22 protein-coding genes are annotated in these 23,955 nt (G+C 72.3%); 5 read left to right on the plus strand and 17 right to left on the minus strand.

The features are described from left to right. Nucleotides 1-4: 4 nt before the first annotated feature. The 9 genes from AB0K36_RS12210 to rsmI form a co-directional block, all read right to left on the minus strand. Nucleotides 5-1,801, minus strand: coding sequence for an outer membrane protein assembly factor BamB family protein (locus AB0K36_RS12210; protein WP_364591987.1), 1,797 nt, complete (start codon nt 1,799-1,801; stop codon nt 5-7). 573 nt (nt 1,802-2,374) lie between these two features. Further along, complete coding sequence (locus AB0K36_RS12215) at nt 2,375-4,180, minus strand: ABC-F family ATP-binding cassette domain-containing protein (RefSeq protein ID WP_364591989.1); 1,806 nt, start codon at nt 4,178-4,180, stop codon at nt 2,375-2,377. A 43-nt stretch (nt 4,181-4,223) separates the two neighbouring features. Then, nucleotides 4,224-5,537 (minus strand): acyltransferase family protein, encoded by a 1,314-nt coding sequence (locus AB0K36_RS12220; protein ID WP_364591992.1) that lies wholly within the window; start codon nt 5,535-5,537, stop codon nt 4,224-4,226. Nucleotides 5,538-5,872: 335 nt separating this feature from the next. Beyond that, nucleotides 5,873-6,778 carry a 4-(cytidine 5'-diphospho)-2-C-methyl-D-erythritol kinase gene (locus AB0K36_RS12225; protein ID WP_364591995.1) on the minus strand — a complete coding sequence of 302 codons (906 nt, stop codon included), beginning with the start codon at nt 6,776-6,778 and terminating at the stop codon, nt 5,873-5,875. Further along, a complete protein-coding gene (gene rsmA, locus AB0K36_RS12230) occupies nt 6,775-7,635 on the minus strand; it encodes a 16S rRNA (adenine(1518)-N(6)/adenine(1519)-N(6))-dimethyltransferase RsmA (RefSeq protein ID WP_364591998.1) in 861 nt (286 codons plus the stop codon). Before rsmA ends, AB0K36_RS12225 begins: the two co-directional genes overlap by 4 nt. Then, nucleotides 7,632-9,146 carry a resuscitation-promoting factor gene (locus tag AB0K36_RS12235; protein WP_364592001.1) on the minus strand — a complete coding sequence of 505 codons (1,515 nt, stop codon included), beginning with the start codon at nt 9,144-9,146 and terminating at the stop codon, nt 7,632-7,634. Before AB0K36_RS12235 ends, rsmA begins: the two co-directional genes overlap by 4 nt. A 121-nt stretch (nt 9,147-9,267) precedes the next feature. Then, the gene (locus AB0K36_RS12240; protein ID WP_364592004.1) at nt 9,268-10,137 is read right to left on the minus strand and encodes a TatD family hydrolase; all 870 of its coding nucleotides are present in this window, start codon (nt 10,135-10,137) and stop codon (nt 9,268-9,270) included. 33 nt (nt 10,138-10,170) lie between these two features. Beyond that, a complete protein-coding gene (locus AB0K36_RS12245) occupies nt 10,171-10,674 on the minus strand; it encodes a hypothetical protein (RefSeq protein ID WP_364592007.1) in 504 nt (167 codons plus the stop codon). A gap of 156 nt (nt 10,675-10,830) precedes the next feature. After that, nucleotides 10,831-11,685: a 16S rRNA (cytidine(1402)-2'-O)-methyltransferase gene (gene rsmI, locus AB0K36_RS12250; RefSeq protein WP_364592010.1), complete on the minus strand. Its 855-nt coding sequence runs from the start codon at nt 11,683-11,685 to the stop codon at nt 10,831-10,833. A gap of 63 nt (nt 11,686-11,748) precedes the next feature. Here rsmI and AB0K36_RS12255 point away from each other — a divergent pair, with 63 nt between their 5' ends. Then, entirely contained in the window at nt 11,749-13,479 is a 1,731-nt protein-coding gene (locus AB0K36_RS12255) for a dolichyl-phosphate-mannose--protein mannosyltransferase (RefSeq protein ID WP_364592013.1), read from the plus strand. A 144-nt stretch (nt 13,480-13,623) separates the two neighbouring features. Here the strand turns inward: AB0K36_RS12255 and AB0K36_RS12260 are convergent, their stop codons facing one another. After that, nucleotides 13,624-14,145 carry an allene oxide cyclase barrel-like domain-containing protein gene (locus AB0K36_RS12260; protein ID WP_364592015.1) on the minus strand — a complete coding sequence of 174 codons (522 nt, stop codon included), beginning with the start codon at nt 14,143-14,145 and terminating at the stop codon, nt 13,624-13,626. A gap of 281 nt (nt 14,146-14,426) precedes the next feature. Here AB0K36_RS12260 and AB0K36_RS12265 point away from each other — a divergent pair, with 281 nt between their 5' ends. The 3 genes from AB0K36_RS12265 to AB0K36_RS12275 are packed head-to-tail and all read left to right on the plus strand — an operon-like array spanning nt 14,427 to nt 17,501. Then, complete coding sequence (locus AB0K36_RS12265) at nt 14,427-16,070, plus strand: penicillin-binding transpeptidase domain-containing protein (protein WP_364592018.1); 1,644 nt, start codon at nt 14,427-14,429, stop codon at nt 16,068-16,070. Between the two features lie 55 nt (nt 16,071-16,125). Continuing rightward, on the plus strand, nt 16,126-16,620 hold the full coding sequence (locus AB0K36_RS12270) for a YbaK/EbsC family protein (protein ID WP_159691123.1): 495 nt from the start codon (nt 16,126-16,128) through the stop codon (nt 16,618-16,620). After that, nucleotides 16,617-17,501 carry an EamA family transporter gene (locus AB0K36_RS12275; protein WP_364592021.1) on the plus strand — a complete coding sequence of 295 codons (885 nt, stop codon included), beginning with the start codon at nt 16,617-16,619 and terminating at the stop codon, nt 17,499-17,501. The genes AB0K36_RS12270 and AB0K36_RS12275 overlap by 4 nt, the downstream gene beginning before the upstream one ends. Before the next feature lie 40 nt (nt 17,502-17,541). Here the strand turns inward: AB0K36_RS12275 and AB0K36_RS12280 are convergent, their stop codons facing one another. The 7 genes from AB0K36_RS12280 to AB0K36_RS12310 form a co-directional block, all read right to left on the minus strand. Next, nucleotides 17,542-18,324: an SDR family NAD(P)-dependent oxidoreductase gene (locus AB0K36_RS12280; RefSeq protein WP_364592024.1), complete on the minus strand. Its 783-nt coding sequence runs from the start codon at nt 18,322-18,324 to the stop codon at nt 17,542-17,544. Continuing rightward, complete coding sequence (locus AB0K36_RS12285; RefSeq protein WP_364592027.1) at nt 18,321-19,511, minus strand: serine hydrolase domain-containing protein; 1,191 nt, start codon at nt 19,509-19,511, stop codon at nt 18,321-18,323. The genes AB0K36_RS12280 and AB0K36_RS12285 overlap by 4 nt, the downstream gene beginning before the upstream one ends. A 70-nt stretch (nt 19,512-19,581) precedes the next feature. Continuing rightward, nucleotides 19,582-20,040 carry an organic hydroperoxide resistance protein gene (locus tag AB0K36_RS12290; RefSeq protein WP_189469140.1) on the minus strand — a complete coding sequence of 153 codons (459 nt, stop codon included), beginning with the start codon at nt 20,038-20,040 and terminating at the stop codon, nt 19,582-19,584. Between the two features lie 71 nt (nt 20,041-20,111). Continuing rightward, complete coding sequence (locus AB0K36_RS12295; RefSeq protein WP_189469480.1) at nt 20,112-20,582, minus strand: MarR family winged helix-turn-helix transcriptional regulator; 471 nt, start codon at nt 20,580-20,582, stop codon at nt 20,112-20,114. A 2-nt stretch (nt 20,583-20,584) separates the two neighbouring features. Further along, nucleotides 20,585-21,346, minus strand: coding sequence for an energy-coupling factor ABC transporter ATP-binding protein (locus AB0K36_RS12300; protein WP_364592030.1), 762 nt, complete (start codon nt 21,344-21,346; stop codon nt 20,585-20,587). Continuing rightward, entirely contained in the window at nt 21,343-22,104 is a 762-nt protein-coding gene (gene cbiQ / locus AB0K36_RS12305) for a cobalt ECF transporter T component CbiQ (RefSeq protein ID WP_364592033.1), read from the minus strand. Before cbiQ ends, AB0K36_RS12300 begins: the two co-directional genes overlap by 4 nt. 1 nt (nt 22,105) lies before the next feature. Next, nucleotides 22,106-23,185, minus strand: a complete 1,080-nt coding sequence (locus tag AB0K36_RS12310; protein WP_364592035.1) for an energy-coupling factor ABC transporter permease — start codon at nt 23,183-23,185, stop codon at nt 22,106-22,108. Between the two features lie 175 nt (nt 23,186-23,360). On the opposite strand from AB0K36_RS12310, the gene AB0K36_RS12315 reads away from it, so the two are divergent. Further along, the gene (locus tag AB0K36_RS12315) at nt 23,361-23,702 is read left to right on the plus strand and encodes an SsgA family sporulation/cell division regulator (protein ID WP_364592038.1); all 342 of its coding nucleotides are present in this window, start codon (nt 23,361-23,363) and stop codon (nt 23,700-23,702) included. Nucleotides 23,703-23,955: the final 253 nt, after the last annotated feature.

Raw genomic sequence — 23,955 nt, forward strand, 5'->3', positions numbered from 1 at the left:
TCGGTCACTGGCCGAAGCCCATCATGGTCTTCGTCTCCTTCTCGGCCTTGTCGTTGGGCGCGCTCACACGACCACTGGCGATGAAGAACCGGCCGTCCGCGTACGCCATCTTCGGGGAGTAGAAGGAGTTCTCGATCTCGGCGGTCGAGGCCGGGTGCTGGAGCAGCATCTTCGGCGCCCCACCGGTCGGCGCGACGGTGGCGACACCGCCGCCCGTGTCGTACGAGGGCTGCATGTAGACGAGGACGTTGCCGCCCTCGATGCGCAGCGGCGTCATCTTGCGCTCAGCGCCGGCCGGCGCGCGCCAGGCTTCCTTGCCGCTGTCGAGGCTGAAGGCGACGAGCTCGTTGGCCTTGCCGTACTCGGTCTCCGTCGCCATGTAGAAGTGCTTCGCGTCGGCGGCGACACCGGTGCAGCCCTCGAGGTTCTGGCCGAAGATGACGAACGCCCCGCCGCAGCGCGGCTGGAACTTGTCGTTCTTGCCGCCCGAGATCTGCGAGCGCAGCTTGCCGTTGTCGGTCAGCGCGATGATCGACCACTTCTTCTCCGGCTTACGCTGGGTGATGGAGATGACCAGCGGGCTCGCCGAGTAGACCTTGTCGATCTCCCAGCCCTCGGGGGTGTTGTACGTCCACCTGGGCTTGCCGCTGGCGGGGTCGATCTCCTGGAGCTGCTGCTTCGGCTTGTCGTAGTCGTCCGTGGGGCAGCTCGCACCGGCCAGCAGCTTGGGGCCGCCGGCGAAGGCGAACGGCTTGCAGCCGCTGCCCGGCTTGCCGAAGAGCTGCTTGCCGTCGGCCATCGAGAAGCCGTAGGAGTTGCCGCTGCCGCCCACCGCGAGCGTGGTGCCGCTGATGGCCAGGGTGAAGTCGGAGAGGGAGGCGAACGCGCCGGACGCCTTCGGGATCGGCTTCTTCCAGCCGGCCTTGCCCGTCTTCAGGTCGATCATCTGGAGGTCGTTGCACTTGGCCTTCTCGGTGAGGCCGTCCTTGACACCGACGACGATCTTGCCGTCGGCGGAGGTCTGCGCCGGGGCCGAGCACACCTCGGCGGACAGCGGCACGCTCCACTTCTTGCTGCCGTCGGTCACCGAGTAGCCGGCGACCTCCCGGTACATGGCCTTGACGACCGTGTCGCCGGCCACCCACGGGCCGAACACCTCGGCGCCGTTGCGGGGCAGGTCGACGTCGTTCTTCGTCAGGAACAGGACCTTGGCCTCGCCGTCCTTGCGGCCGGCGTTCAGGTCCTCGTCGCCCTCGCGTCCGGTGCCGCTGCCGTCGCCCTGGTCGACGGACGCGGAGCCGGTCGGCTTCGGGTCGTCGCTGGACTTGCTGACGGTCGGCTTGTCCTCCTTGTCGTCACCGCTGCTGACGACGTACCAGGTACCACCGCCGACAAGGAGCAGCGCGGCGGCCGACGCGGCCACGATGATGCCCGTCTTCCCCTTGAAGAAGCCTCCGCCGCCGCCCGGTGCCGGCGCACCCGGGTACTGCGGCTGCGTCGGGTAGCCGCCGTACGGACCCGGCTGGTTGTACGCGCCGGGCTGCTGGTTGTACGGGCCCGGCTGCTGCGCGTACGGGCCCGGCTGCTGGGGATGTCCGTAGCCCGGCTGGCCGGGAGGCTGCTGCGGGTAGCCGTAGCCGGGCGCCGGCGCACCGGGAGGCGCCGCGGGCGGCGGTCCCTGCGGGGCGGGCGGCATCTGCGGCGGCTGCGCGGGCGGCTGGGGCTGCTGCGGGGCTCCCTGCTGAGGATCCTGGGGGGCTCCGAAGCCTCCCTGCGGGGGCTGGTTCGGGGGCTGCGTCATGGCGTACTACCTCATGGGTGGGAGATGCGAGTAGGAGTGGGGGATGTCCGGAAGCCCCGGACCGCGTTCATCTGCCGGAAGCCGTCACGGTGTTCAGCGGCATCTTCCTCACCGCCCGGGGGCGCGGTCACCGGGACGGCGCCTCCCGCACAGGGCGAGGGTCCGGTGCGGTGACGACGCCGCCGCCGGGAGCGCGTGGGCCGGCGTGCATGACGGACGGCTGCGGTGCACGGGTGTGGCCGGCGGATACGCGGGCGGGCGCGGAACCCCGCGCCACCGGCCCGCGGGCCGTGCCTGACCGGACGGCGGCGGCTGCCCCATCTGCGCTTCCCCCTTCGTACGGTCTGCTGCCCGGACGAACTCCCCCGCTCCTCCGGCAAGCGCATCGACCGGAAGGAGTGATTCGGACACGAACCCCGTTGTTCTGCATCAGTCGAGCGGGCCTTCTTTGTATCACCCGTGACAAGCGGAGAGCGGGCTCGGTCCTCCCCTGTTCCCAAGGGAGGACCGGGCCGTGATGGGGTTGTTACGCGCTCTGCACGGCTTCTCTACGGGCGGCGGGGGGGCCGCCGGTCAGGCGTCTTCCGCCAGTTCGAGCCAGCGCATCTCCAACTCTTCGCGCTCGGCGGCGAGTTCACGGAGCTCCGCGTCCAGTTTGGCGACCTTTTCGAAGTCTGTGGCGTTATCGGCGATCTGTGTGTGCAGCTTGGTCTCCTTGTCGGAGACCTTGTCGAGCTGCCGCTCGATCCGCTGGAGTTCCTTCTTCGCCGCGCGGGCGTCGGCCGCCGACTTCTCCTTGACGGCTCCGGACGGGGCGGGCGGCGGCGTCGGCACGGCGGCCTCGACCATCCGCGCCCTGCGCTCCAGGTACTCGTCGATGCCACGCGGCAGCATCCGCAGTGTGCCGTCGCCGAGCAGCGCGAACGTACGGTCCGTGGTCCGCTCGAGGAAGAACCGGTCGTGCGAGATGACCACCATCGAGCCGGGCCAGCCGTCGAGAACGTCCTCGAGCTGGGTCAGGGTCTCGATGTCGAGGTCGTTGGTGGGCTCGTCGAGGAAGAGGACGTTCGGTTCGTCCATCAGCAGGCGCAGCAGCTGGAGCCGGCGCCGCTCACCGCCCGACAGGTCGCCGACGGGCGTCCACTGCTTCTCCTTGCCGAAGCCGAACTGCTCGCACAGCTGGCCCGCCGTCATCTCCCGGCCCTTGCCGAGGTCGACCCGGTCGCGGATCTGCTGGACCGCCTCCAGCACGCGCAACGCGGGCGGCAGTTCGGTGACGTCCTGCGAGAGGTAGGCGAGCCGTACGGTCCTGCCGACGGTGACCCGGCCCGCCACCGGCTGCTCCTCGCCGCCGGATTCGGCCGCCGCGGCGAGCGTGCGCAGCAGTGAGGTCTTGCCCGCGCCGTTGACACCGACCAGGCCGATGCGGTCGCCGGGGCCGAGCTGCCAGGTCAGGTGCTTCAGCAGCACCTTCGGGCCGGCCTGGACCGTGACGTCCTCGAGGTCGAACACCGTCTTGCCGAGCCGGGCGGACGCGAACTTCATCAGCTCGGACGTGTCACGCGGCGGCGGCACGTCGGCGATCAGCTCGTTCGCCGCCTCGATGCGGTAGCGGGGCTTGGACGTACGGGCGGGGGCGCCGCGCCGCAGCCAGGCCAGCTCCTTGCGCATCAGGTTCTGCCGCTTGCTCTCCTCCGTCGCGGCGATCCGCTCCCGCTCGGCCCGTGCGAAGACGTAGTCGGAGTAGCCGCCCTCGTACTCGTACACGTCACCGCGCTGCACGTCCCACATGCGGGTGCAGACCTGGTCGAGGAACCAGCGGTCGTGGGTGACGCAGACGAGCGCGGAGCGGCGCGTCTGCAGATGCCGGGCGAGCCAGGCGATGCCCTCGACGTCGAGGTGGTTGGTCGGCTCGTCGAGGACGATCAGGTCCTGCTCGGCGATCAGCAGCTTGGCGAGCGCGATACGGCGGCGCTCGCCGCCGGACAGCGGTCCGATGACGGTGTCGAGCCCCTGCGGGAAGCCGGACAGGTCGAGCCCGTCGAACAGCCCCGTCAGCACGTCCCTGATCTTGGCGTTGCCCGCCCACTCGTGGTCCGCGAGGTCTCCGATGACCTCGTGCCGGATCGTCGCCTCCGGGTCGAGCGAGTCGTGCTGCGTCAGCACGCCGAGCCGCAGGCCGCCGCTCTGGGTGACCCGGCCGGTGTCGGGCTCCTCGAGCTTGGCGAGCAACCGGATGAGGGTGGTCTTCCCGTCGCCGTTGCGGCCGACGACGCCGATACGGTCTCCCTCCGAGACGCCGAGGGAGACGCCGTCGAGCAGGGCGCGTGTTCCGTACACCTTGCTGACTGCCTCGACATTGACCAGGTTGACGGCCATTTCTCTCCTGACAGGGGGAACGATCGACCTCCCAGCCTACTTGTCAGGCGTGGCTGCCCCGTCCGGCGCGTTCCACCAGCAGCCAGCCGCCGAGCGCCATGGCGACGGCGGCGGGGGCGCTGACGTGCACCGCGACCAGCATCGCCGTCCTGCCTTCGAGCAGCCCGCCGAAGCCGACCATGGAGAGGCCCAGGACGCCGAACAGGCAGAGCGTGATCCCCACGGCGGCGATCGGCCCGGTGCCCGGCACCGGTGCGACGGCGCTCCGCACGGGCCGTTCGAACCTGCGGAACGCGGCGACGAGCAGCGCGGTCAGCCCGGCCGCGGCGGCGATGCGCAGCGGCGTCTGGGCCCACCAGGCCGCCGACGCCGGAGCACGCAGCGGAAGCCCGGCGGCGATCATCGCCCCGTAGACGCCCAGCATGGCGGTGAGGTGCCACAGGAAGGCGGTCATGGCGACCCCGTTGGCGGCCACCACACCCCGCCAGACGCGGGCCCGTGCCACGAACCGTCCGCCCGGCCCCTTGAGCAGCTCGACCGCGCCGACCAGCCACAGCCCGTGAAGAAGCAGGGCGAAGGTCGGCGGGGCCATGTTCGAGATCTTCTCGCCGGGCATCCCGACCATGGACAGCGGATACGGCCCGAGTGCGACGAGCGCGGCGGCCCCGGCGAGACCCGTCGCCGCCAGGGCGGCGGGCATCCGGATGCGCCCGTCGGCGCGCAGGAAACCGAGCTGGTGGACGGCGAGCCAGACGAAGGCGAAGTTCAGGAACTCGACGAAGGGCACATGGGCGGCGAACCGGAGCACGTCCACTGCCGCCGCCGCGCCGAGGAGCGCGCCGAACGCGCCCCAGCCGAACCGCTCGTGCAGCTTCAGCAGCGGCGGGGTGAAGGCGACCATGGCGAGGTAGATCCCGATGAACCACAGCGGCTGCGTCACCAGCCGCAGCGCGACCCCGGTCATCCCGCCGCCCCCGCCGAGCAGCTGCACGACGAGCGCGGCGGCGCCCCAGACGAGGACGAACGCCATGGTGGGCCGCAGAAGCCGCTGGAGCCGGCCGCGCAGGAACACCGAGTACACGGACCGGTCCGGATGCCGACGCCGCAGCGACCGGTAGGACAGGGCGTGCGAGAACCCGCCGACGAAGAAGAACACGGGCATCACCTGAAGGGCCCAGGTGAGCAGCTGCAGCTCCGGCACGACGGCGAGAAGGTTCCCGATGCCGTCGTCGGTGACCGCCGCCATGAGCCAGTGCCCGGCGACGACGGTCCCGAGCGAAGCGACCCTCAACAGATCGATGTACCGGTCCCTGCCGCCGGGTGCGGCGGCGGCGAGCTCACGAACACTGGTTCCCATGCGGATTACCGTGCCGGGGCGGCGGGGGCGGGCGGGAGAGCGCTCGTACTCAGGTGGGCGGTGAGTATGTAGGCCGGGGTGGGGGCCGCGTGCGGGCGTGGGCCGCTGCGCGGGGCCGTCTCCCCCTACCCGCCCCTTCCCGAACCGGGGCAAGCCCCGGGCCCCGTACGGCCTTCGGCCGTGCCCTCAATCTCCCCTGCGGCCCGGCGGCCATGGGAGGAGTAGCCCCCGTAAACACCGGGCGGAGCCCGGTGGCGGGGGCGGGCGGTGCCCGGTTCGGGAAGGGCGGCGTGGGGAAACGGCCCCGCGCAGCGCCACGCCTCACGACGCCGCGGTCACGCTCCGCCCGTGACGACCCTCGCCCCCGCCGCCGGCGCCCCCGCGACCCGGGCGGCCCGGCACGTGCCCGACGCGAGCAGCGACGACGCCACCGCCTCCGCAGCGTCCTCGTCCTTGACGAGGAACGCCGTCGTCGGGCCGGAGCCGGAGACCAGGGAAGCCAGCGCGCCCGCGGAGACACCGACCGCGAGGGTGTCCGCGAGCGACGGACGCAGCGACAGGGCCGCCGGCTGGAGGTCGTTGGAGACGGCGTCCGCCAGCGCGAGGACGTCGCCCGTGCGCAGCGCGTCGAGGAGCGCGGCCGAGGCCACCGGCTCCGGAACCGCGCGGCCCTCGTTCAGCCGGTCGAACTCCCCGTACACGGCGGGCGTGGAGAGCCCGCCGTCCGCCACCGCGAACACCCAGTGGAACGAACCGCCCACCTCCAGTGCGGTCAGCCGCTCACCGCGGCCGGTGCCGAGCGCCGCCCCGCCCACCAGGCTGAACGGCACGTCGCTGCCCAAGTCGGCGCAGATCGCGAGGAGTTCGTCACGGGAGGAGCCGAGGCCCCAGAGGGCGTCGCACGCGAGCAGCGCGCCCGCGCCGTCCGCGCTGCCGCCCGCCATGCCGCCGGCGACGGGAATGTCCTTGGCGATGTGGATGTGGACGTCGGGCGAGATGCCGTGCCGGGCCGCCAGCAGTTCCGCGGCCCGCGCGGCCAGGTTCGTACGGTCCAGGGGGACCTGCCCCGCGTCCGGGCCGGAGCAGGTGATGCTCAGGGACGGGGCCGGCCGCACCGTCACCTCGTCGTGGAGGCCGACCGCCAGGAAGACGTTGGCCAGGTCGTGGAAGCCGTCGGGGCGCGCCCCGCCGACCGCCAGCTGGACGTTGACCTTGGCCGGCACCCGTACCGTGACGCTCACTTCTTCGCCTCCGCGATCCGCGCGAACTCCTCCACCGTCAGCGACTCGCCGCGCGCCTGCGGCGCCACACCCGCCGCGACGAGCGCCTCCTCCGCCGCGGCCGGTGATCCGGCCCAGCCGGCGAGCGCGGCGCGCAGCGTCTTGCGGCGCTGGGCGAAGGCGGCGTCGACGACCGCGAAGACCTCGGCCTTGGTGGCGGTCGTCGCCACCGGCGAGGTCCGCCGCACCAGGGAGACGAGGCCGGAGTCCACGTTCGGCGCGGGCCAGAAGACGTTGCGGCCGATCGATCCGGCCCGCTTGACCTCGGTGTACCAGTTGGCCTTCACCGAGGGCACGCCGTACACCTTGTTCCCGGGGCCGGCGGCCAGCCGGTCGGCGACCTCGGCCTGGACCATGACGAGCGTCCGCTCGATCGACGGGAAGCGGTCGAGCATGTGCAGCAGCACCGGCACGGCGACGTTGTACGGCAGGTTCGCGACGAGCGCGGTCGGCGGCGGCCCGGGGAGCTCCCGCACGTGCATCGCGTCCGAGTGCACCAGCGAGAAACGCGAGGCCCGGTCGGGCAGGCGCGCGGCGACCGTCGTCGGCAGCGCGCCGGCGAGCACGTCGTCGATCTCCACGGCCACGACCCGGTCGGCGGCCTCCAGCAGGCCGAGGGTCAGCGAGCCGAGCCCGGGGCCGATCTCGACGACCACGTCGTCGGGCTTCACCTCGGCCGTGCGCACGATCCTGCGGACCGTGTTGGCGTCGATGACGAAGTTCTGGCCGCGCTGTTTGGTGGGGCGTACGCCCAGCGCGGCGGCCAGTTCGCGGATGTCGGCGGGGCCGAGGAGTGCGTCGGGATCAGTGGTGCTCACCGATACAGCCTACGGCCGCAGTGCGGCCACGGACTCGCCCCCCGCTGCACATAGAGCTTCTTCGCCCGGTACGTCTGTTCCTCGGCGGTCGCGTCCTGCGGACGCCCGGTGCCGCCGAGCGATTGCCAGGTCGCGGTGTCGAACTGGTACAGCCCGCCGTAGGTGCCGGAGGGGTCGACGGCGCCCGGCCGCCCGCCCGACTCGCATCGGGCGAGCGCCGCCCAGTTCAGGCCGTCGGCCCCGCTCACCGAGGACGGCGGCTGCCGGGTGCCGACCCTCACCCGCTCGGTGACGGGTTCGCGCACGACGTCCGTGGCGGTCCGCCGCGGCTTCTGGCGGACGCCGTCGACGGTCCGCAGGGCGTACGTGACCCGTCGCACGCCCGGCCGTCCCTGCCGTACGACGACCTCGGTGCCCGTGAAGAGCTCGGGGTCCAGGGTCTTCTCGACGGTGAAGTCGATCGGTTCCTCGCGTACCTCACGGCCGCCGGTGATCCGTGTGACCGTGACGGTCTGGCCGTCGTGGGGGAAGCCGCCGGGCGGCACGGAGGTGGTGTCCTGGCCGCGCAGCACGATCCCCGCCTCACCGAGCGCCTCGCCCACGGTGGCGGCGTTGGTGCGGATGGTGCGTTCGCGCCCGTCGGCCATGAACGTGACGGCCCTCTCGGTCCGCACGTCCAGCACCAGGCCGGACCTCGGGATCGGAGTGGAACGCGGCACGGAGATGTAGGCGCCCTCCGCGCGCACGCCGAGTTCCCGAAGGGCCGCCTCGACGGTGGTGGCCGTGGTCCACACCTCGCCGGAGCGGCCGTCGAGGGTGAGTCTCAGCGGCCTGCCGTGGCGGACGGTGATCTCGTCGCCGCTGTCGAGGTCCGCTTCGGGGCCGGGGGCGACGATGTCGTGCGCGCGCAGGTCGAGGCCCTCGTCCTCGAGGAGTTCGCTCACGTCGTCGGCGAAGGTGTGCATGGTCCGCGGCACGCCGTCGACGGTGAGCAGGACCGCCTTGTCGTCGGCCACGAACGCGGACGTCCCGCCGGCGAGGAAGGCGACGACGAGGGCCTGCGGGACGAGCCGCCGCAGCGTGTCCGGCCGCTCAGCGGGCCTGCGCCGCCGGGAGCCGCCGCGTCGGGCCCGCGCGCCCCGTCCCGGCTCCTCCCCGACGGCACGGTCCGCGGCCCGGAGGTCCACGTACGGCAGGGTGGGCGCCTGCGCCACGGCCGCGCGGTGGCGCGGCGGGACCACGCCCGAGGGGGCCGCGCCCGCGTCCGGGTCCACGAGGGAAAGCGCCCCGCGGTCCAGGTACGGCAGGGTCGGCGCGTACGCCGCTGTGCGAGGCGCGGCGGCCCGGGCGTCCACGACCGTCTGCTGCGATGCGCCGCCGCCGTACGGCGCCGCGGAGGAGGGGGCGGGTGCCTGCACGGTGGCGCGGTCGGCACCGGCCTCCGCCGGGGACCGGCCACCGGCACGGCGTGAGCCGCGCGCCGCACGGTGACTGCCCTGCGAGTTACTCACGCTCACGACGCTCCGTAAGGTCCGGTCAGCCACGTGGCACCGGACAGTAGCGGAGCGATCGTCACTCTCCAAAGCGACGCGGACACTCAGCGTCGCGACGCGCGAGGTCGCCCGGATCGGGTCAGTAGCCGAACGCCCGCGCGGTATTGGCCGCGATCGCCGCCGCCAGCGTGTCCTCGTCCGTGCCCCTGACCTGCGCCATGGCCCGGAGCGTGACGGGAATCAGATACGGGGCGTTGGGCCGTCCGCGGTACGGCACGGGGGTGAGGAACGGCGCGTCCGTCTCGACCAGTACGAGATCGGCGGGCGCGACGGCGAGCGCGTCGCGCAGCGGCTGCGCGTTCTTGAAGGTCACGTTGCCGGCGAAGGACATGAAGTAACCGGCGGCCGCGCAGACTTCGGCCATTTCCGCGTCGCCCGAATAGCAGTGGAAGATCGTGCGCTCCGGCGCGCCTTCCTCCGCGAGAATGCGCAGCACATCCGCGTGCGCCTCGCGATCGTGAATGACGAGCGCCTTGCCGTGCCGTTTGGCGATCTCGATATGCGCCCGGAACGACCTTTCCTGCGCGGCCATTCCCTCAGGGCCCGTGCGGAAGCGGTCGAGTCCGGTCTCGCCGACGGCCTTGACCACGTCGAGGGCGGCGAGCCGGTCGATCTCGGCGAGGGCGTCGTCGAGCGCCGCGTACCCGCCCGCGTCCCGCGCCCCCTGCCGCGACCAGCCGTCAGGATCGCCGAGCACGATCCTGGGCGCCTCGTTGGGGTGCAGGGCGACGGCGGCGTGCACCTCGCGGTGCGCGGCGGCGGTCTCCGCGGCCCACTGGGAGCCCTTGATGTCGCAGCCCACCTGGACGACGGTCGTCACACCGACCGCGGCCGCCCTGGCGAGGGCCTCCTCGACGGTGCCTTCCTGCATGTCCAGGTGGGTGTGCGAATCGGCGACCGCGACACCGAGCGGTTCGGGCAGCGGCGGCGGTGCGGATTTCGAACTCATGGGCGCGATCCTACGGAACCCGCCCCCGGTCGCTCACTTGCGGTGGTGGAACGGGTGCAGCAGGTCGGAGAGGTGCCAGTGCCGCTCATCGGGCGCGGTCTCCCCACCCGCCCCGCTGTCGGCGGCGGCCCCCTCCGCCGTCGACCCGGACGGCGGCGGCGCGGAAGCGGTGGACCGGCCGGCGGACCGGTCCGCGCGCGGATCGCGCACTTCCTCGCCGGGCAGCGGCCCCGCCGGTGACACCTGCGGCACGGCGCCCGCGGTGGTGGAACCGGTCTCGGTCCATCCCATCAGGCTCTGCACCGTGGAGACCCGCCCCGCACGCATGATCCGTACGACGTGGCCGCCGCAGTTGACACAGGTCGGGCTGGACAGCGGCGACGGGACCCGCCGCCCGTCCGACTTGTAGACGACGAATTCCTCGCCCGACGGATCGACGTGGTGCTCGATGTCGTAGGACTGCTCCCAGCCGTGCCCGCAACGCATGCACGCGAAGGAATACTCCTCATGCACCTTCGCGGGTGTGGTCTCACTCATGCCAGCTCCTCTCCACCTGAAACCAGTGGACGCCTTTTCCGGCGGGAGCGCACCAGCGCCTGTCGATCGATTGTGCGGTCTTGGGATTCTCCATACGGAAAAGCGGTCAGGGCCCGGTCTGCGCTTTGCTTTTCACGATAGACCTTTATCCTCCGCCTACGCGGGTCGAGCCGCGTTCTTCGCCGCGACGACCGCGTCGAAGACCTCCCGCTTGGGAAGCCCGGCCTCCGCCGCGACCGCCGCGATGGCCTCCTTGCGCCTCTCCCCCGCCTCCTCCCGCACCTGGACCCTGCGCACCAGCTCCTCGGCGCCGAGCTCCTGCGGCCCGGACTCGGGCGCTCCCTCGACGACGACGGTGATCTCACCGCGGACGCCTTCCGCGGCCCAGGCCGCCAGCTCGCCGAGGCCGCCGCGCTTCACTTCCTCGTACGTCTTGGTCAGCTCCCGGCAGACGGCCGCCCTGCGGCCCTCTCCGAAGACCTCCGCCATGGCGGCCAGCGTGTCGTCCAGGCGGTGCGGGGCCTCGAAGTAGACCAGCGTGCGGCGCTCGCCCTGCACCTCGCGGAGCCTGCCGAGCCGTTCACCCGCCTTGCGGGGCAGGAAACCCTCGAAGCAGAAGCGGTCCACGGGCAGCCCCGACAGGGCCAGAGCGGTCAGCACGGCGGACGGGCCGGGGACGGCGGTGACCTTGATGTCCTTCTCCACCGCGGCGGCGACCAGCCGGTATCCGGGGTCGGAGACGGATGGCATGCCCGCGTCGGTGACGAGCAACACCCGCGCACCGCCTGCCAGCGCCTCCACCAGCTCCGGCGTACGGGCCGCCTCGTTGCCCTCGAAGTAGGAGACGACCCTGCCCCGGGTGTGCACACCGAGGGCCTGGGTCAGCCGGCGCAGCCGCCGGGTGTCCTCGGCGGCGACGATGTCGGCGCCCTCCAGTTCGGCGGCGAGCCGGGGCGGCGCGTCCGCGACATCACCGATGGGCGTCCCTGCGAGTACCAGCGTTCCAGTCACACTCGCCATCCTCCCAGCACTGCCGAGCACCGATCGCACAGCCGTGTTCCCTACGATGGCGCGGTGACCAGTACCGCGCCACAGCCCCTGCGGGGCAAGGACGACGCCGAACAGCAGCCGCCCGGCTGGGAGAGCCGGCTGCGCCGTTTCGGCTACACGCCCCGGCCAGTGATCGGGCTACGGGACCGGCTGGTGCCGCCGTTCACCCGGCCGTCCCGGCAGTTGTGGGCGGTCTTCGGCATCCCGCCGCGGGCGGTGGAACCCCTGCTCCGCATCGCCGCGTGGGGCGGACCGCTGCTGGTCGCCCTGGTCGCGGGCCTGCTGCGGTTCTGGAACCTGGGGCAGCCCCATGCGGTGATATTCGACGAGACGTACTACGCCAAGGACGCCTGGGCGCTGATCAACCAGGGGTACGAGGGCAGCTGGCCCAAGAACGTCGACAAGTCGATCCTGAACGACCCGTCGGCCGTCGCGATCCCCACCGATCCCGGTTATGTGGTCCACCCGCCGGTCGGCAAGTGGATCATCGGTCTCGGCGAGAAGATGATCGACTTCTCACCCTTCGGCTGGCGGTTCATGGTCGCCCTGCTGGGGACGCTGTCGGTGCTGATGCTCTGCCGCATCGGCCGGCGGCTGTTCCGCTCGACGTTCCTCGGCTGCCTGGCGGGTCTGCTGCTGGCCGTGGACGGCCTGCACTTCGTGATGAGCCGCACGGCGCTGCTCGACCTGGTGCTCATGTTCTTCGTACTGGCGGCGTTCGGCGCGCTGGTGCTCGACCGCGACCGGTCGCGGCGCAGGCTCGCGGCGGCGCTGCCGGAGGACGACGACGGCAGGCTGCGTCCGGACGCCCGCGTCGCGGAGACCCTGCCCCTGGGGTGGCGGCCGTGGCGGCTGACGGCCGGAGTGATGCTGGGCCTGGCGGCCGGCACCAAGTGGAACGGGCTGTACATCATGGCCGCCTTCGGCCTGATGACCGTGCTGTGGGACGTGGGCTCGCGCCGCACGGCCGGCGCGGTCCAGCCGTACCTCGCCGTCCTGAAGAAGGACCTCGTCCCCGCCTTCGTCTCCATCGTGCCGGTGGCGCTGGTGACGTACATGGTCTCGTGGACCGGGTGGCTGGTCACCGACAAGGGCTACCACCGGAACTGGGCCTCCACCGGCGGCGGCAAGGACAGCGCCTGGAGCTGGCTCTTCCCCGACTGGTGGCGCAGCTTCTGGCACTACGAGACCCAGGTCTACGACTTCCACGTCGGCCTGACCTCCGGCCACACCTACGAGTCCAACCCCTGGAGCTGGCTGGTCCTCGGCCGTCCGGTCTCGTACTACTACGAGGACCCCAAGCCGGGCGTCGAAGGCTGCCCGAAGGACGCGGTCGACAAGTGCGCCGCGGAGGTCCTCGCCCTCGGCACGCCGCTCCTGTGGTGGGCCGCCTGCTTCGCGATCTGTTACGCCCTGTGGCGCTGGCTCTTCCGCCGCGACTGGCGCGCGGGCGCGATCCTGTGCGCGTTCGCCGCGGGCTGGGCCCCGTGGCTGATGTACCAGGAACGCACGATCTTCCTCTTCTACGCGGTCGTGTTCGTCCCGTTCCTGTGCCTCGCGGTGGCGATGATGATCGGCGCGATCCTCGGCCCACCCGGCTCCGACGAACGCCGCCGCGCGATCGGGGCGATCGGGGCGGGCGTACTGGTCCTGCTGATCATCTGGAACTTCATCTACTTCTGGCCGATCTACACGGGCACGCCGATCCCGGTCGACGAGTGGCGCAACCGCATGTGGCTGGACACCTGGGTCTAGCCGGGCAGGAACACGAAGAGGGCGCGGCCGCAGGCCGCGCCCTCTTCGTGGTGACCGGCTACCGGTGGTGGCCACCGGCGGCCCTCCGACGGCCCACGGACGGTCCGGGGGGCCGGCCTTCCCACCGGGCGGAGGCGGCGTCGGTCAGTGCTTGAGGTCGATCGTGAAGCGCCTCGTGCCCGGAGCGATCGTGTCGGCGTGGACCGAGCCACGGGCCCGGTCGTATTCCCCGGTGCCACCGGTGATCCCGTTGTCGAACGAAGGGGGAGGACCCGGTACGAGATGGCCGTAGACCATCCCCTGCACGGAGAGCTGGCCGCCCGGGAGGGTGTAGGTCACGATGCACACCTCCGCTCCGCCGTTCTCGACCCGGGTGGTGGTGCAGGTGCCGCCGGTCTCGCCGACCTCATTGCCGGCCTCGTCGAAGAGGACCGAGCGGACGACGGTCCGATCGCCCTGGGCGGGGGCACCGCCCGGGTTGACGGGGAAGCGCGACTGCTCCGCGAGTCGGCCGATGAGGGTGATGACCTTGTCCTTGCCCTTGTCCTTGCCCTCGGCGTGGGCGGAACCGGTGTCCGTCGCGGAGGCGGCCGCGACAGGGACGCAGGCGAGAAGGGTGACCAGCGCAGTGGCCGTGCCGAGACAGGCTGCTCTGATGGGGCGCATCGTGTGGCTCCTGAGGTCGATGATCATGGATGATCCGGTGACGCATTCATAACCTCGGCCCTGCCGATGCCCGGACGTCCCGGCGCGACCCACCGGAAGATCCGACCAGTCGGACCAAGGACCGACCCTGGACGAGCGACCGCCCGCCCGGCACTGACATCGCGGTCGCGTCGCGTTCCCATAACTACCGGCCCCTGTGTCACTCCTGTCACGTAGAGTGCGAACGACTCATGCCCTTGAACGTGTTCAAGGGCATGCACTCTGGGGAGGGGGCTGCGGGCATGCGCAGTGGAGCAAAGGTCGGCATCATCGCCGGCGCGTTCGTGGTGGTCGCGAGTGGCGTGGGCTACGGCGGCTACAACCTGTACAACGGGCTGACCGGCTCCGGCGGGGGCGGTGACACGAGCACCAAGGCCGCGTCGGGCGAGAAACGGAGCGGCCCGCCGAGCGCGGACGAGATCGAGGAGACCGCGACGGAGTTCCTCGCGGCCTGGGCCGCCGGCAAGGGCCCCGAAGCGGCACAGCTGACGAACAATCAGGCCGAGGCCGAGCCGCTGCTGACGGGCTTCACGGAGCAGGCGCACGTGTCCAAGGCCGTCATCAAGGCCGGCCAGGCGGCGGGCGCGACGGTGCCGTTCACCGTGGAGGCGACGGTGGCGTACGAGGGGAAGAGCAAGCCCTGGTCGTACGCCTCGAAGCTGACCGTGGTGCGCGGCCTCACGACGGGCAAGGCGCTGGTCGACTGGCAGCCGTCCGTCGTCCATCCCGAACTCACCGCGGGCGCCTCGCTGGTGACGGCGGAGGCGTCGGCCCCGCCGATCAAGGCGCTCGACGACAACGGTGTCGAGCTCAGCGAGGAGAAGTTCCCCTCCCTCGGTCCCGTCCTCGACGCGTTGCGCAAGGAGTACGGGGACAAGGCCGGCGGCACGCCGGGCATCGAGCTGGCGATCACCTCCGCCGACGCGAGCGTGCCCGACCGCGGCCTGCTGACCCTGACCGAGGGAAGGTCCGGCACCCTGCGCACCACGCTGGACGCCAAGGTGCAGGCGGCGGCGGAGAAGGCCGTGAAGGACTACGCCAAGGCGTCCGTCGTCGCGGTCCAGCCCAGCACCGGTGAGATCAAGGCCGTGGCCAACACCCCCGCTGAGGGCTTCAACACGGCGTTCCAGGGAGCGCAGGCACCCGGATCGACGATGAAGATCGTGACGGCCGCGATGATGCTGGACAAGGGGCTGGTGAACGGGCCGAACTCGCCGGTCGAGTGCCCGTCGACGGTCACCTGGGAGCGGGAGTTCCACAACCTCAAGGACTTCTCGATCCCCGGCGCGACGTTCCAGCAGGCCTTCGCGCGGTCCTGCAACACCACCTTCATCAAACCGGTGAAGCCCCTGGGCGCCGCCGCGGGCACGGCGCTCGGCGAGACCGCCGCCAAGTACTTCGGCATCGGCCTCGAATGGAAGGCCGGCGTCGTCACCGTCGACGGAAAGGTCCCGGAGTCGACGGGCTCGGAGACCGCCGCCTCGTACATCGGCCAGGGCCAGATCCAGATGAACGCCCTCAATGTCGCGTCCATCGCCGCGACCGTGAAGAACGGCGGCTTCAAGCAGCCGGTCATCGTCCCGCAGAGCCTGGACGACCGTGAACTGGCGACCGCGCCGCGGATGCCGGCCTCGATGGCGGCGTCCCTGCGGCAGATGATGCGCGCGGCCACCGTGGGCTCGGGCACGGCGACGGCGGCCATGGCCTCCGTCGGCGGCGACAAGGGCGCGAAGACCGGCTCGGCGGAGGTCGACGGCCAGGGCGACTCCAACAGCTGGTTCACCGGCTACGCCGACGACCTGGCCGCCGCTGCGGTCGTGCAGGCCGGCGGACACGGCGGCGACTCGGCGGGCAGCACGGTCGCCCGGGTGCTGAACGCGCGCTGAGCCACGCGGCGAAACCGTTCGCATGGCCCATACAGCTACCGCTAGCGTGCGGGCCATGAGCACTCACGACGACACCACCGGCGCCCACCCCCGTTTCGCCGAGGCCCTGCGGGAGCTCGGTCTCGACGTGCCGGTGCGCCGCTTCCCGGACGCCACCCGCACCGCCGCGCAGGCAGCGGAGGCCATCGGCTGCGACGTCAGCGAGATCGTCAAGTCGCTGATCTTCACCGCGGACGGTGCGCCGGTGCTCGTGCTGATGGACGGCTCGTCGCGGGTGGACGTGGAGCGGGTACGGCAGGAGCTCGGCGCCGAGTCCGTGAAGCGCGCCGACGCCGACCTGGTGCGCGAGACGACGGGCTACGCGATCGGCGGCGTCCCGCCGTTCGGCCACCGCACCCGCACCCGGGTGCTGGCCGACCGGGGGCTGCTCGACCACGACGTCGTGTGGGCGGCGGCCGGAACCCCGCACACGGTCTTCCCGCTCGACCCGAAGTCCCTGATCGCGCACGCGGGCGGCACTCTGGTGGACGTCCGCGAGCGCACCGCGTGACCCCTCTGGTCACCGGGGCGGTCCTCGCCGCGGCGTTGACCCACGCCGGCTGGAACGCGCTCGCGCACCGGATCAAGGACCGGCTGGTCGTCTTCACCCTGATCGTCGGGGGCGCGTCGGTCATCGGAGGGCTGATGGCGCCGTTCGTGCCGGTACCGGCCGCCGGCGCCTGGCCGTACCTGATCGCGTCGGCGGTCCTGCACGTCGGCTACCACGCGCTGCTGCTGCGGTCGTTCAGCCTGGGGGACTTCGGCCAGGTGTATCCGATCGCCCGCGGCACGGCCCCGCTGGTGGTGACCGCGGCTGCCGCCCTGTTCGTCGACGAACGCGTCAGCGGCGGGCAGTTGGCCGGCGTGCTGGTCGCCTCGGCCGGGCTCGTCGGCCTCGCGGTGTGGGGCGTCCTGCCGCTGGGCGGCCGGGCCGGCGCGGGCCGCGCGGGGGAGGCCCCGCGGCCGCACTGGCCGGCGGTGACCGCCGCGCTCGCGACGGGCCTGTCGATCTCCGCGTACACCGTGATCGACGGGATGGGCGTGCGGGCGGGCGGTACGGCGGCCGGTTACATCGCCTGGCTGATGATCCTGGAGGGCATACCGCTGGTCCTCTACGCGATATACGTCCGACGGGCCGCGCTGTGGCCTCAACTGCTGCCGTACGCCGGGCGCGGGCTGCTGGGCGCGGCGATGGCGGTCACCGCGTACGGACTGGTGCTCTGGGCCCAGACGCGTGCGCCGCTCGCGCCCATCGCGGCGCTGCGCGAGTCGTCGATCATCGTGGGGGCGGCGATCGGCGCGCTGTTCTTCAAGGAACGCTTCGGCGGCCCGCGGATCGCGGCGGCGGTCCTGATGGTGGCGGGCATCGGCCTGATGCTGACGACCGGCTGACGCCCTCTGCGGGGGCCATGCAGTCGGTGCTCCGCGGCGCCTACCGGTCCGCCGTGCGCTCGTCCACGACCATCTGCCGGAATCCGGTGTTGACGGCCAGCAGCCCGCCGTCGACCGGCAGTGTCGTGCCGGTGACCCACGCCGCGTCCGATGACGCGAGGAAGGCGACCGCCGCGGCGATGTCGCCGGGCTCGCCGACCCGGCCGAGCGGGTAGACACCGCTCAGGACCTCGAGGCTCTTCTCCCGGCCCGCCCATGAACGGGTGCGGATCGTACCGGGGTTGACCTGGTTGACCCGGATGCCGCGCGCGGCGCCCTCGCCCGCCAGGGTGCGGGTCAGCGACGCCAGGCCGGCCTTCGCCGCACTGTAGGCGTGGCCGCCGAAGTCCTGTTCGGCGTTGACGGAGCCGATGTTGACGATCGCGCCGCGGCCACGCGCGGCCAGGTGCGGCCACGCCGCCCGGGCGCACCGCAGCGCGCCGGTGAGCGTGACGTCCAGGTCCTGCTGCCAGCCGTCGTCCGGCAGTTCCTCGAGCGGTCCGACGTGCCGGGAGGCCGAGAACGCGTTGTTGACCAGGACGTCCAGGGAACCGAAGTGGTCCACCGCGCGCGCCACGGCCGCCTCCGCCGACGCCCGGTCGCCGACGTCGCAGCGGACGAAGGCCGCGCCCTCGATCCCGGCCGCGGTCCGCTCCGCGGCCTCCGCGTCGATGTCGGCGATCAGGACCCGCGCGCCCTCGGACGCCAGCCTGCGTGCCGTGGCCTCGCCGATACCGCGCGCGCCGCCGGTGATCAGTGCCCCGTAGCCCTCGAAACGTCTCATAGGGCCGAACGTACCGCCCTGATCAGTGCCTGGGCACGGGGGTCGGCGGTAACGCCCTTGCGCATGCCGTTGGTCGTGTACCCGAGGGCGATGCCCGATTCGGGGTCGGCGAAGCCGAGCGAGCCGCCGCGGCCGGGGTGGCCGAATGACCCCGGTCCGAGGAGCGGCGACGCGGGGCCGTGCAGCATGAAGCCGAGCCCGAAGCGGGTGGGCACCACCAGGACCCGGTCGGGTCCGGCGGACTCCTCGGTGCGGGCGAGTGTGAGCGTGGCGGGCGCGAAGAGCCGGCGGCCGCCGTCGACGTCGCCGATGGTCGCGGCGTAGAAACGGGCGAGTGCGCGGGCGGTGGATATGCCGTTGGACGCGGGGAGTTCGGCTGCGCGGTAGACGGGGTCGTTCTCGTCGGGGAGCGGGTCGATGGCCCCGAAGGCGCGGCGGGTCAGGGACGCGGGGTCGCGGTACGCCTCCGCCACGGAGCGCTTGGGGCGCAGCCGGAGGCCGCCGCCCTCTGCGGCCGGGGGTTCCGCGACGGGGCCGAGCCGGCCCACCCGGTGGGCCTCTTCGCCGGGCAGCCCTATCCACAGGTCGAGGCCGAGGGGGCGGGCCATCTCCTCCGCGACCCAGCGGCCGATGCCGCGTCCGGTGACCCGGCGCACCAGTTCGCCCAGCAGCCAGCTGTAGGTCTGCGCGTGGTAGCCGTGTTCGGTGCCCGGCTCCCAGACGGGCGCCTGCGCGGCGACCGCGGCCGGTCCGCCGACGCCGTCCGCCGCCTGCGCGGGGGTGAGCGGACGGTCCAGCACCGGCAGGCCCGCGCGGTGCGCGAGGACGTGGCGTACGAGGACGCGTTCCTTGCCCGCCGCCTTGAAGTCCGGCCAGTACGTGCCGACCGGCGCGTCCAGGTCGATCTGGCCGCGCTGGTGGAGCAGGAGGACGACGGCCGCGGCGACGCCCTTGGTGGCGGAGCGGACGACCTGTGCGGTGTCGACCGCCCACGGCTCGTGCCCGTCCACGTCCCGGGTGCCTGCCCACAGGTCGACGACCTTGCGCCCGTCGCGGTAGACGGCGACGGCCGCCCCGCGCTCGCCGCGCTGTTCGAAGTTGCGCGCGAAGGCGTCCGCGACCGCCTCGTAGCCGTCCGCCACCGTGCCCCGGACGTCCACCACGTCTGCTCCTTCGCTGCGATCCATCCCCCCATGGTGCAACGTGGTCCGGACCACTGTGACCGCGGGTCGGTCCCCGCGGTCTCCCCCGGCGGGGTCAGCTGAGGACGATGGAGACGTCGATGTTGTCGCGGGTGGCGTTGGAGTACGGGCAGACCTGGTGGGCGGCGGCCACGAGCCGCGCGGCGAGGTCCTGGTCCACGAGCGGCAGCGAGACGTTGAGCGCGACGGCGAGCCCGTACCCACGCGCCGCGTTGGGCCCGATGCCGACCTTGGCGGCGACGGTCGAGCCGGTGAGGTCGAGGCCCGCGCGGCGTCCGACGAGCACCAGGGCGTTGTGGAAGCAGGCGCTGTAGCCGGCGGCGAAGAGCTGTTCCGGATTGGTGCCGCGGCCGTCACCGCCGAGGGCGGGCGGCATGGCGACGCGGAGTTCGATCTGCCCGTCGTGGCTCGTCACATAGCCGTCGCGGCCGCCGTGGGCGGTGGCCTCCGCCACATACATGATCTTGGTGGGGCGGGTGTCGGCCATGTCGGTCAGCTCGACCTGTTCGCTCATGCTGCGTCCCCGAGTGTGTGCACCGGTGCGATTACATCGCGCACAATGTATCCGAGTCGGCAGCCGCTGCCTTACTCGGGGGTAGCCTTCGCCGCCGCGTCCGCGAGCCGGTGCAGATCGGCGCGGAGCCGCGCGATCTCCGACCCCTCCAGGCCTGTGCTCACCAGCAGTTGGGCGGGCACCGCCTCCGCCCGTCCGCGCATCGCCTCGCCCTCCTCCGTGAGCACCAGCCGCACCGAGCGCTCGTCGGCGGCGGAGCGCTCCCGGCGCACGAGACCCGCCGCCTCCAGCCGCTTCAGAAGCGGCGAGACGGTGCCGTAGTCGAGCCGCAGCGCCGCCCCCAGCTCCTTGACCGGGATCTCGCCGCGCTCCCACAGCACCAGCATCGTGAGGTACTGCGGGTAGGTCAGGCCGAGTTCGGCGAGCAGCGGCCGGTAGGCGGCCGTGACCGCCCGCTGCGCCGCGTACAGCGCGAAGCACAGCTGGTCGTCGAGCAGCAGCGACGCCGCCGCCCCGCTCCGGTCCTCGTATCCACGCCCCATGTTCACGCGCCTATTGTCACGGACCTCGGATCGAACCCGAAGGGCAGCTCCAGCCGGTGCGCGCGCATCAGATCGTCGTCGCCCAGCAGTTCCTGCGTGCTTCCGTCCGCGACGACGACCCCGTCGCTGAGGATCACCGACCTCGGGCACAGCTCCAGCGCGTACGGCAGATCGTGCGTCACCATCAGCACGGTGACGTCCAACGCCCGCAGGATGTCCGCCAGTTCGCGGCGGGAGGCGGGGTCGAGGTTGGACGAGGGCTCGTCGAGCACAAGGATCTCCGGCTCCATCGCGAGCACGGTCGCGACCGCGACGCGGCGGCGCTGCCCGAACGACAGGTGGTGCGGCGGCCGGTCGGCGAACCCGGCCATACCGACCCGGTCCAGCGCGGCCATGACCCGGGCCTCCAGCTCGGGGCCGCGCATCCCGGCCGACGCCGGGCCGAACGCCACGTCCTCCCGGACCGACGGCATGAACAGCTGGTCGTCCGGGTCCTGGAAGACGATGCCGACGCGGCGGCGGATCTCCGCCAGGTTCTCGCGCCCGACCGGCAGCCCGGCGACGGAGACCGAACCGACCCCGCCGGCCAGGATGCCGTTGAGGTGGAGGACGAGCGTGGTCTTGCCCGCGCCGTTGGGCCCGAGGAGGGCGACCCGCTCACCGCGCCCGACGGTCAGGTCGACGCCGAACAGCGCCTGGTGGCCGTCGGGATAGGCGTACGCGAGCCCGCGCACGTCGAGAGAGGGCGGCGGCGTCACGTTCATAGCGTCCATCCCAGCAGACAGACCGCGAGCGCGGTCACGGGCAGTGCGGCGGCGTACGACCACTGGGCGCGCGTCGCCCGCACGTCGTCGAGCACCGGCATCGTGCCGGTGTAGCCCCGGCTGACCATCGCCAGGTGCACCCGTTCGCCGCGCTCGTAGGAGCGGATGAACAGGGCGCCGGCGGACTTGGCCAGCACGCCCCAGTGGCGTACCCCGCGCGCCTCGAACCCGCGCGAGCGGCGGGCGATCGACATCCGGCGCATCTCGTCGGCGATGACATCGCCGTAACGGATCATGAAGGAGGCGATCTGGACCAGCAGCGACGGCAGCCGCAGCCGCTGCAGGCCGAGGAGCAGGGAGCGCAGTTCGGTCGTCGAGGCGAGGATCACGGAGGCGGCGACGCCCAGCGTGCCCTTGGCGAGGATGTTCCAGGCGCCCCACAGGCCGGGGACGGAGAGCGAGATCCCCAGCACCGCGGTCTGCTCACCGGGCACCACGAAGGGCATCAGCAGGGCGAAGGCCACGAACGGGATCTCGATCAGCAGCCGCTTCAGCAGGAAACCGGCGGGGATCCGGGCCACCGCCGCGACCGTGCCGAGCAGCACGGCGTACAGCCCGAAGGCCCAGACCGCCTCACGCGGGGTGGAGACCACGACCAGCACGAAACCGAGGACGGCGAGCAGCTTGCAGTGCGCCGGGAGCGTGTGCACCGGCGAGTGGCCGTGCCGGTAGAGCTTGTGGGCGTGGCCCGCACCCATGTCAGACCGATCCCTGGACGGATTCCGGCTCGGCGTCCTCGCTGCGCCGGCGGCGCACCACGTAGAAGACACCGCTGCCGAGGGCCACCGTCGCGCCGACCCCGATCACGCCGGCGAGACCGCCGGAGAGCCGGGCGTCCGAGACGTCCTTGACGCCGTAGTCGGCGAGCGGCGAGTCGGCGGCGGCGTGCTCCTCGACGGTCCGGTCGATGCCGTTGTCGGCGGCGACCTTCTCCAGACCGTCGGGGTCGGCGGAGGCGTAGAAGGAGACGAAGCCGGCGAGGACGAGACTCGTCACCAGGCCGCCGAGCCACAGCCGGCGCGGTGAGCGGGCGGCGGCGGGCGCCGGTCCGGCTGCCGCCGGAGCGTCGACGAGCTCGCCGCCGACGCGGAGCTTCAGCGGTGCCGACAGGCCGCGGGCGCCGTACACCAGGTCGGGCCGTACGGCGATGACCGCGCCCACGGTCAGCATGGTGATCACGGCCTCGCCGATGCCGATCAGGACGTGGACGCCGACCATCGCGGTGAGGACGGAGCCGATCGGCACCTCGGTCAGGCCGCCGACCTCGTAGAGGAGGGTGAAGGCCGCGGCGGCCGCGGGGACGGACACCAGCGCGGCGACGAACGACGCGGCGGTCACGGAGCGGCGGGTGCGCGGCAGGATCTTGACCAGGCCGCGGAAGAGTCCGTACGCGACGAGGACGGTGACGACGCCCATGACGGTGATGTTGACGCCGAGCGCGGTGAGTCCGCCGTCGGCGAAGAGGATGCCCTGCATCAGCAGTACGACGGCTATGCAGAGCACGCCCGTGAACGGTCCGACGAGGATGGCCGCGAGCGCCCCGCCGAGGAGATGGCCGCTGGTGCCGGCCGCGACGGGGAAGTTGAGCATCTGAACGGCGAAGACGAACGCGGCGACGAGCCCCGCGAGCGGCGCCGTGCGGTCGGCGCCGGGGAGCTCGGCAGGGGATCCCCCCAGCTCGCGGCGGGCGCCGCGGAGGCTGACGGCGACCGCGCCGGCAGCGACGACTCCGGCGGCCACCGAGACGGGCGTGTTGATGAATCCGTCGGGGACATGCATGGAGAGCTCCGCTTCGGACAGATGAGGAAGTGCTCAATGATAGTGCCCTGCTGCAAATGACTTGCAAGAGCGCATGGATCACAAATGAACATGGTTCCACGGAAGAAGACGGAGCATCCCATCCGAAATATGGGACATTAGAGACAAAGCGGACGAGAGTGTGAGGAGCTTGCCGATGTCGCACGCCGTCAAAGAGCAGGCAAGTGGCCGGATCGTCACCGACGCTCCTCAGCACCGACCAGTGCGCGTCTTCCTGAGCTACGACCCCGCCGAGGATCCCGCCACGGTCAGTTTCGCGTTCCCGAGCGGCAAGGAGTGGACGTTCCCGCGTGAACTCCTCGAGTCGGGGCTGCGGGCGCCCACCCGGGACGGGGACATCGGCATCTGGCCGTGCGGACGCGTCCAGGCGATCATCGAGTTCCACACCTCGGACGGTGTCGCGGTGGTCCAGTTCGACGCTCAGACGCTGATCCGTTTCCTCCGCCACACGTACGCGGTCGCCACTCCGGCGCTCTGAGGCCCGGTACCCCGCGGGCACACGCAAGGGCCTACAGCCAAGGGCACACAGCAAACAGGTGGCCGTATCCGCGTCGCGCGGATACGGCCACCTCTTCCGTGACGGCCCCCGTCCCCACGGTGCCGTCGCGGCGCCGGAGGTCCGCTCTCCCCGTGGGGGGGGGGGGGGGGCCGGGGGGGGGGGGGGGGGGGTGGGTTTGAAACCGGGGGGGGGGGGGGGGTTGGAGGGCCAACAAACGGTGACCCGCACGGGG

It is taken from the genome of Streptomyces kurssanovii, from assembly GCF_040677245.1.
GTDB lineage: Bacteria > Actinomycetota > Actinomycetes > Streptomycetales > Streptomycetaceae > Streptomyces > Streptomyces kurssanovii.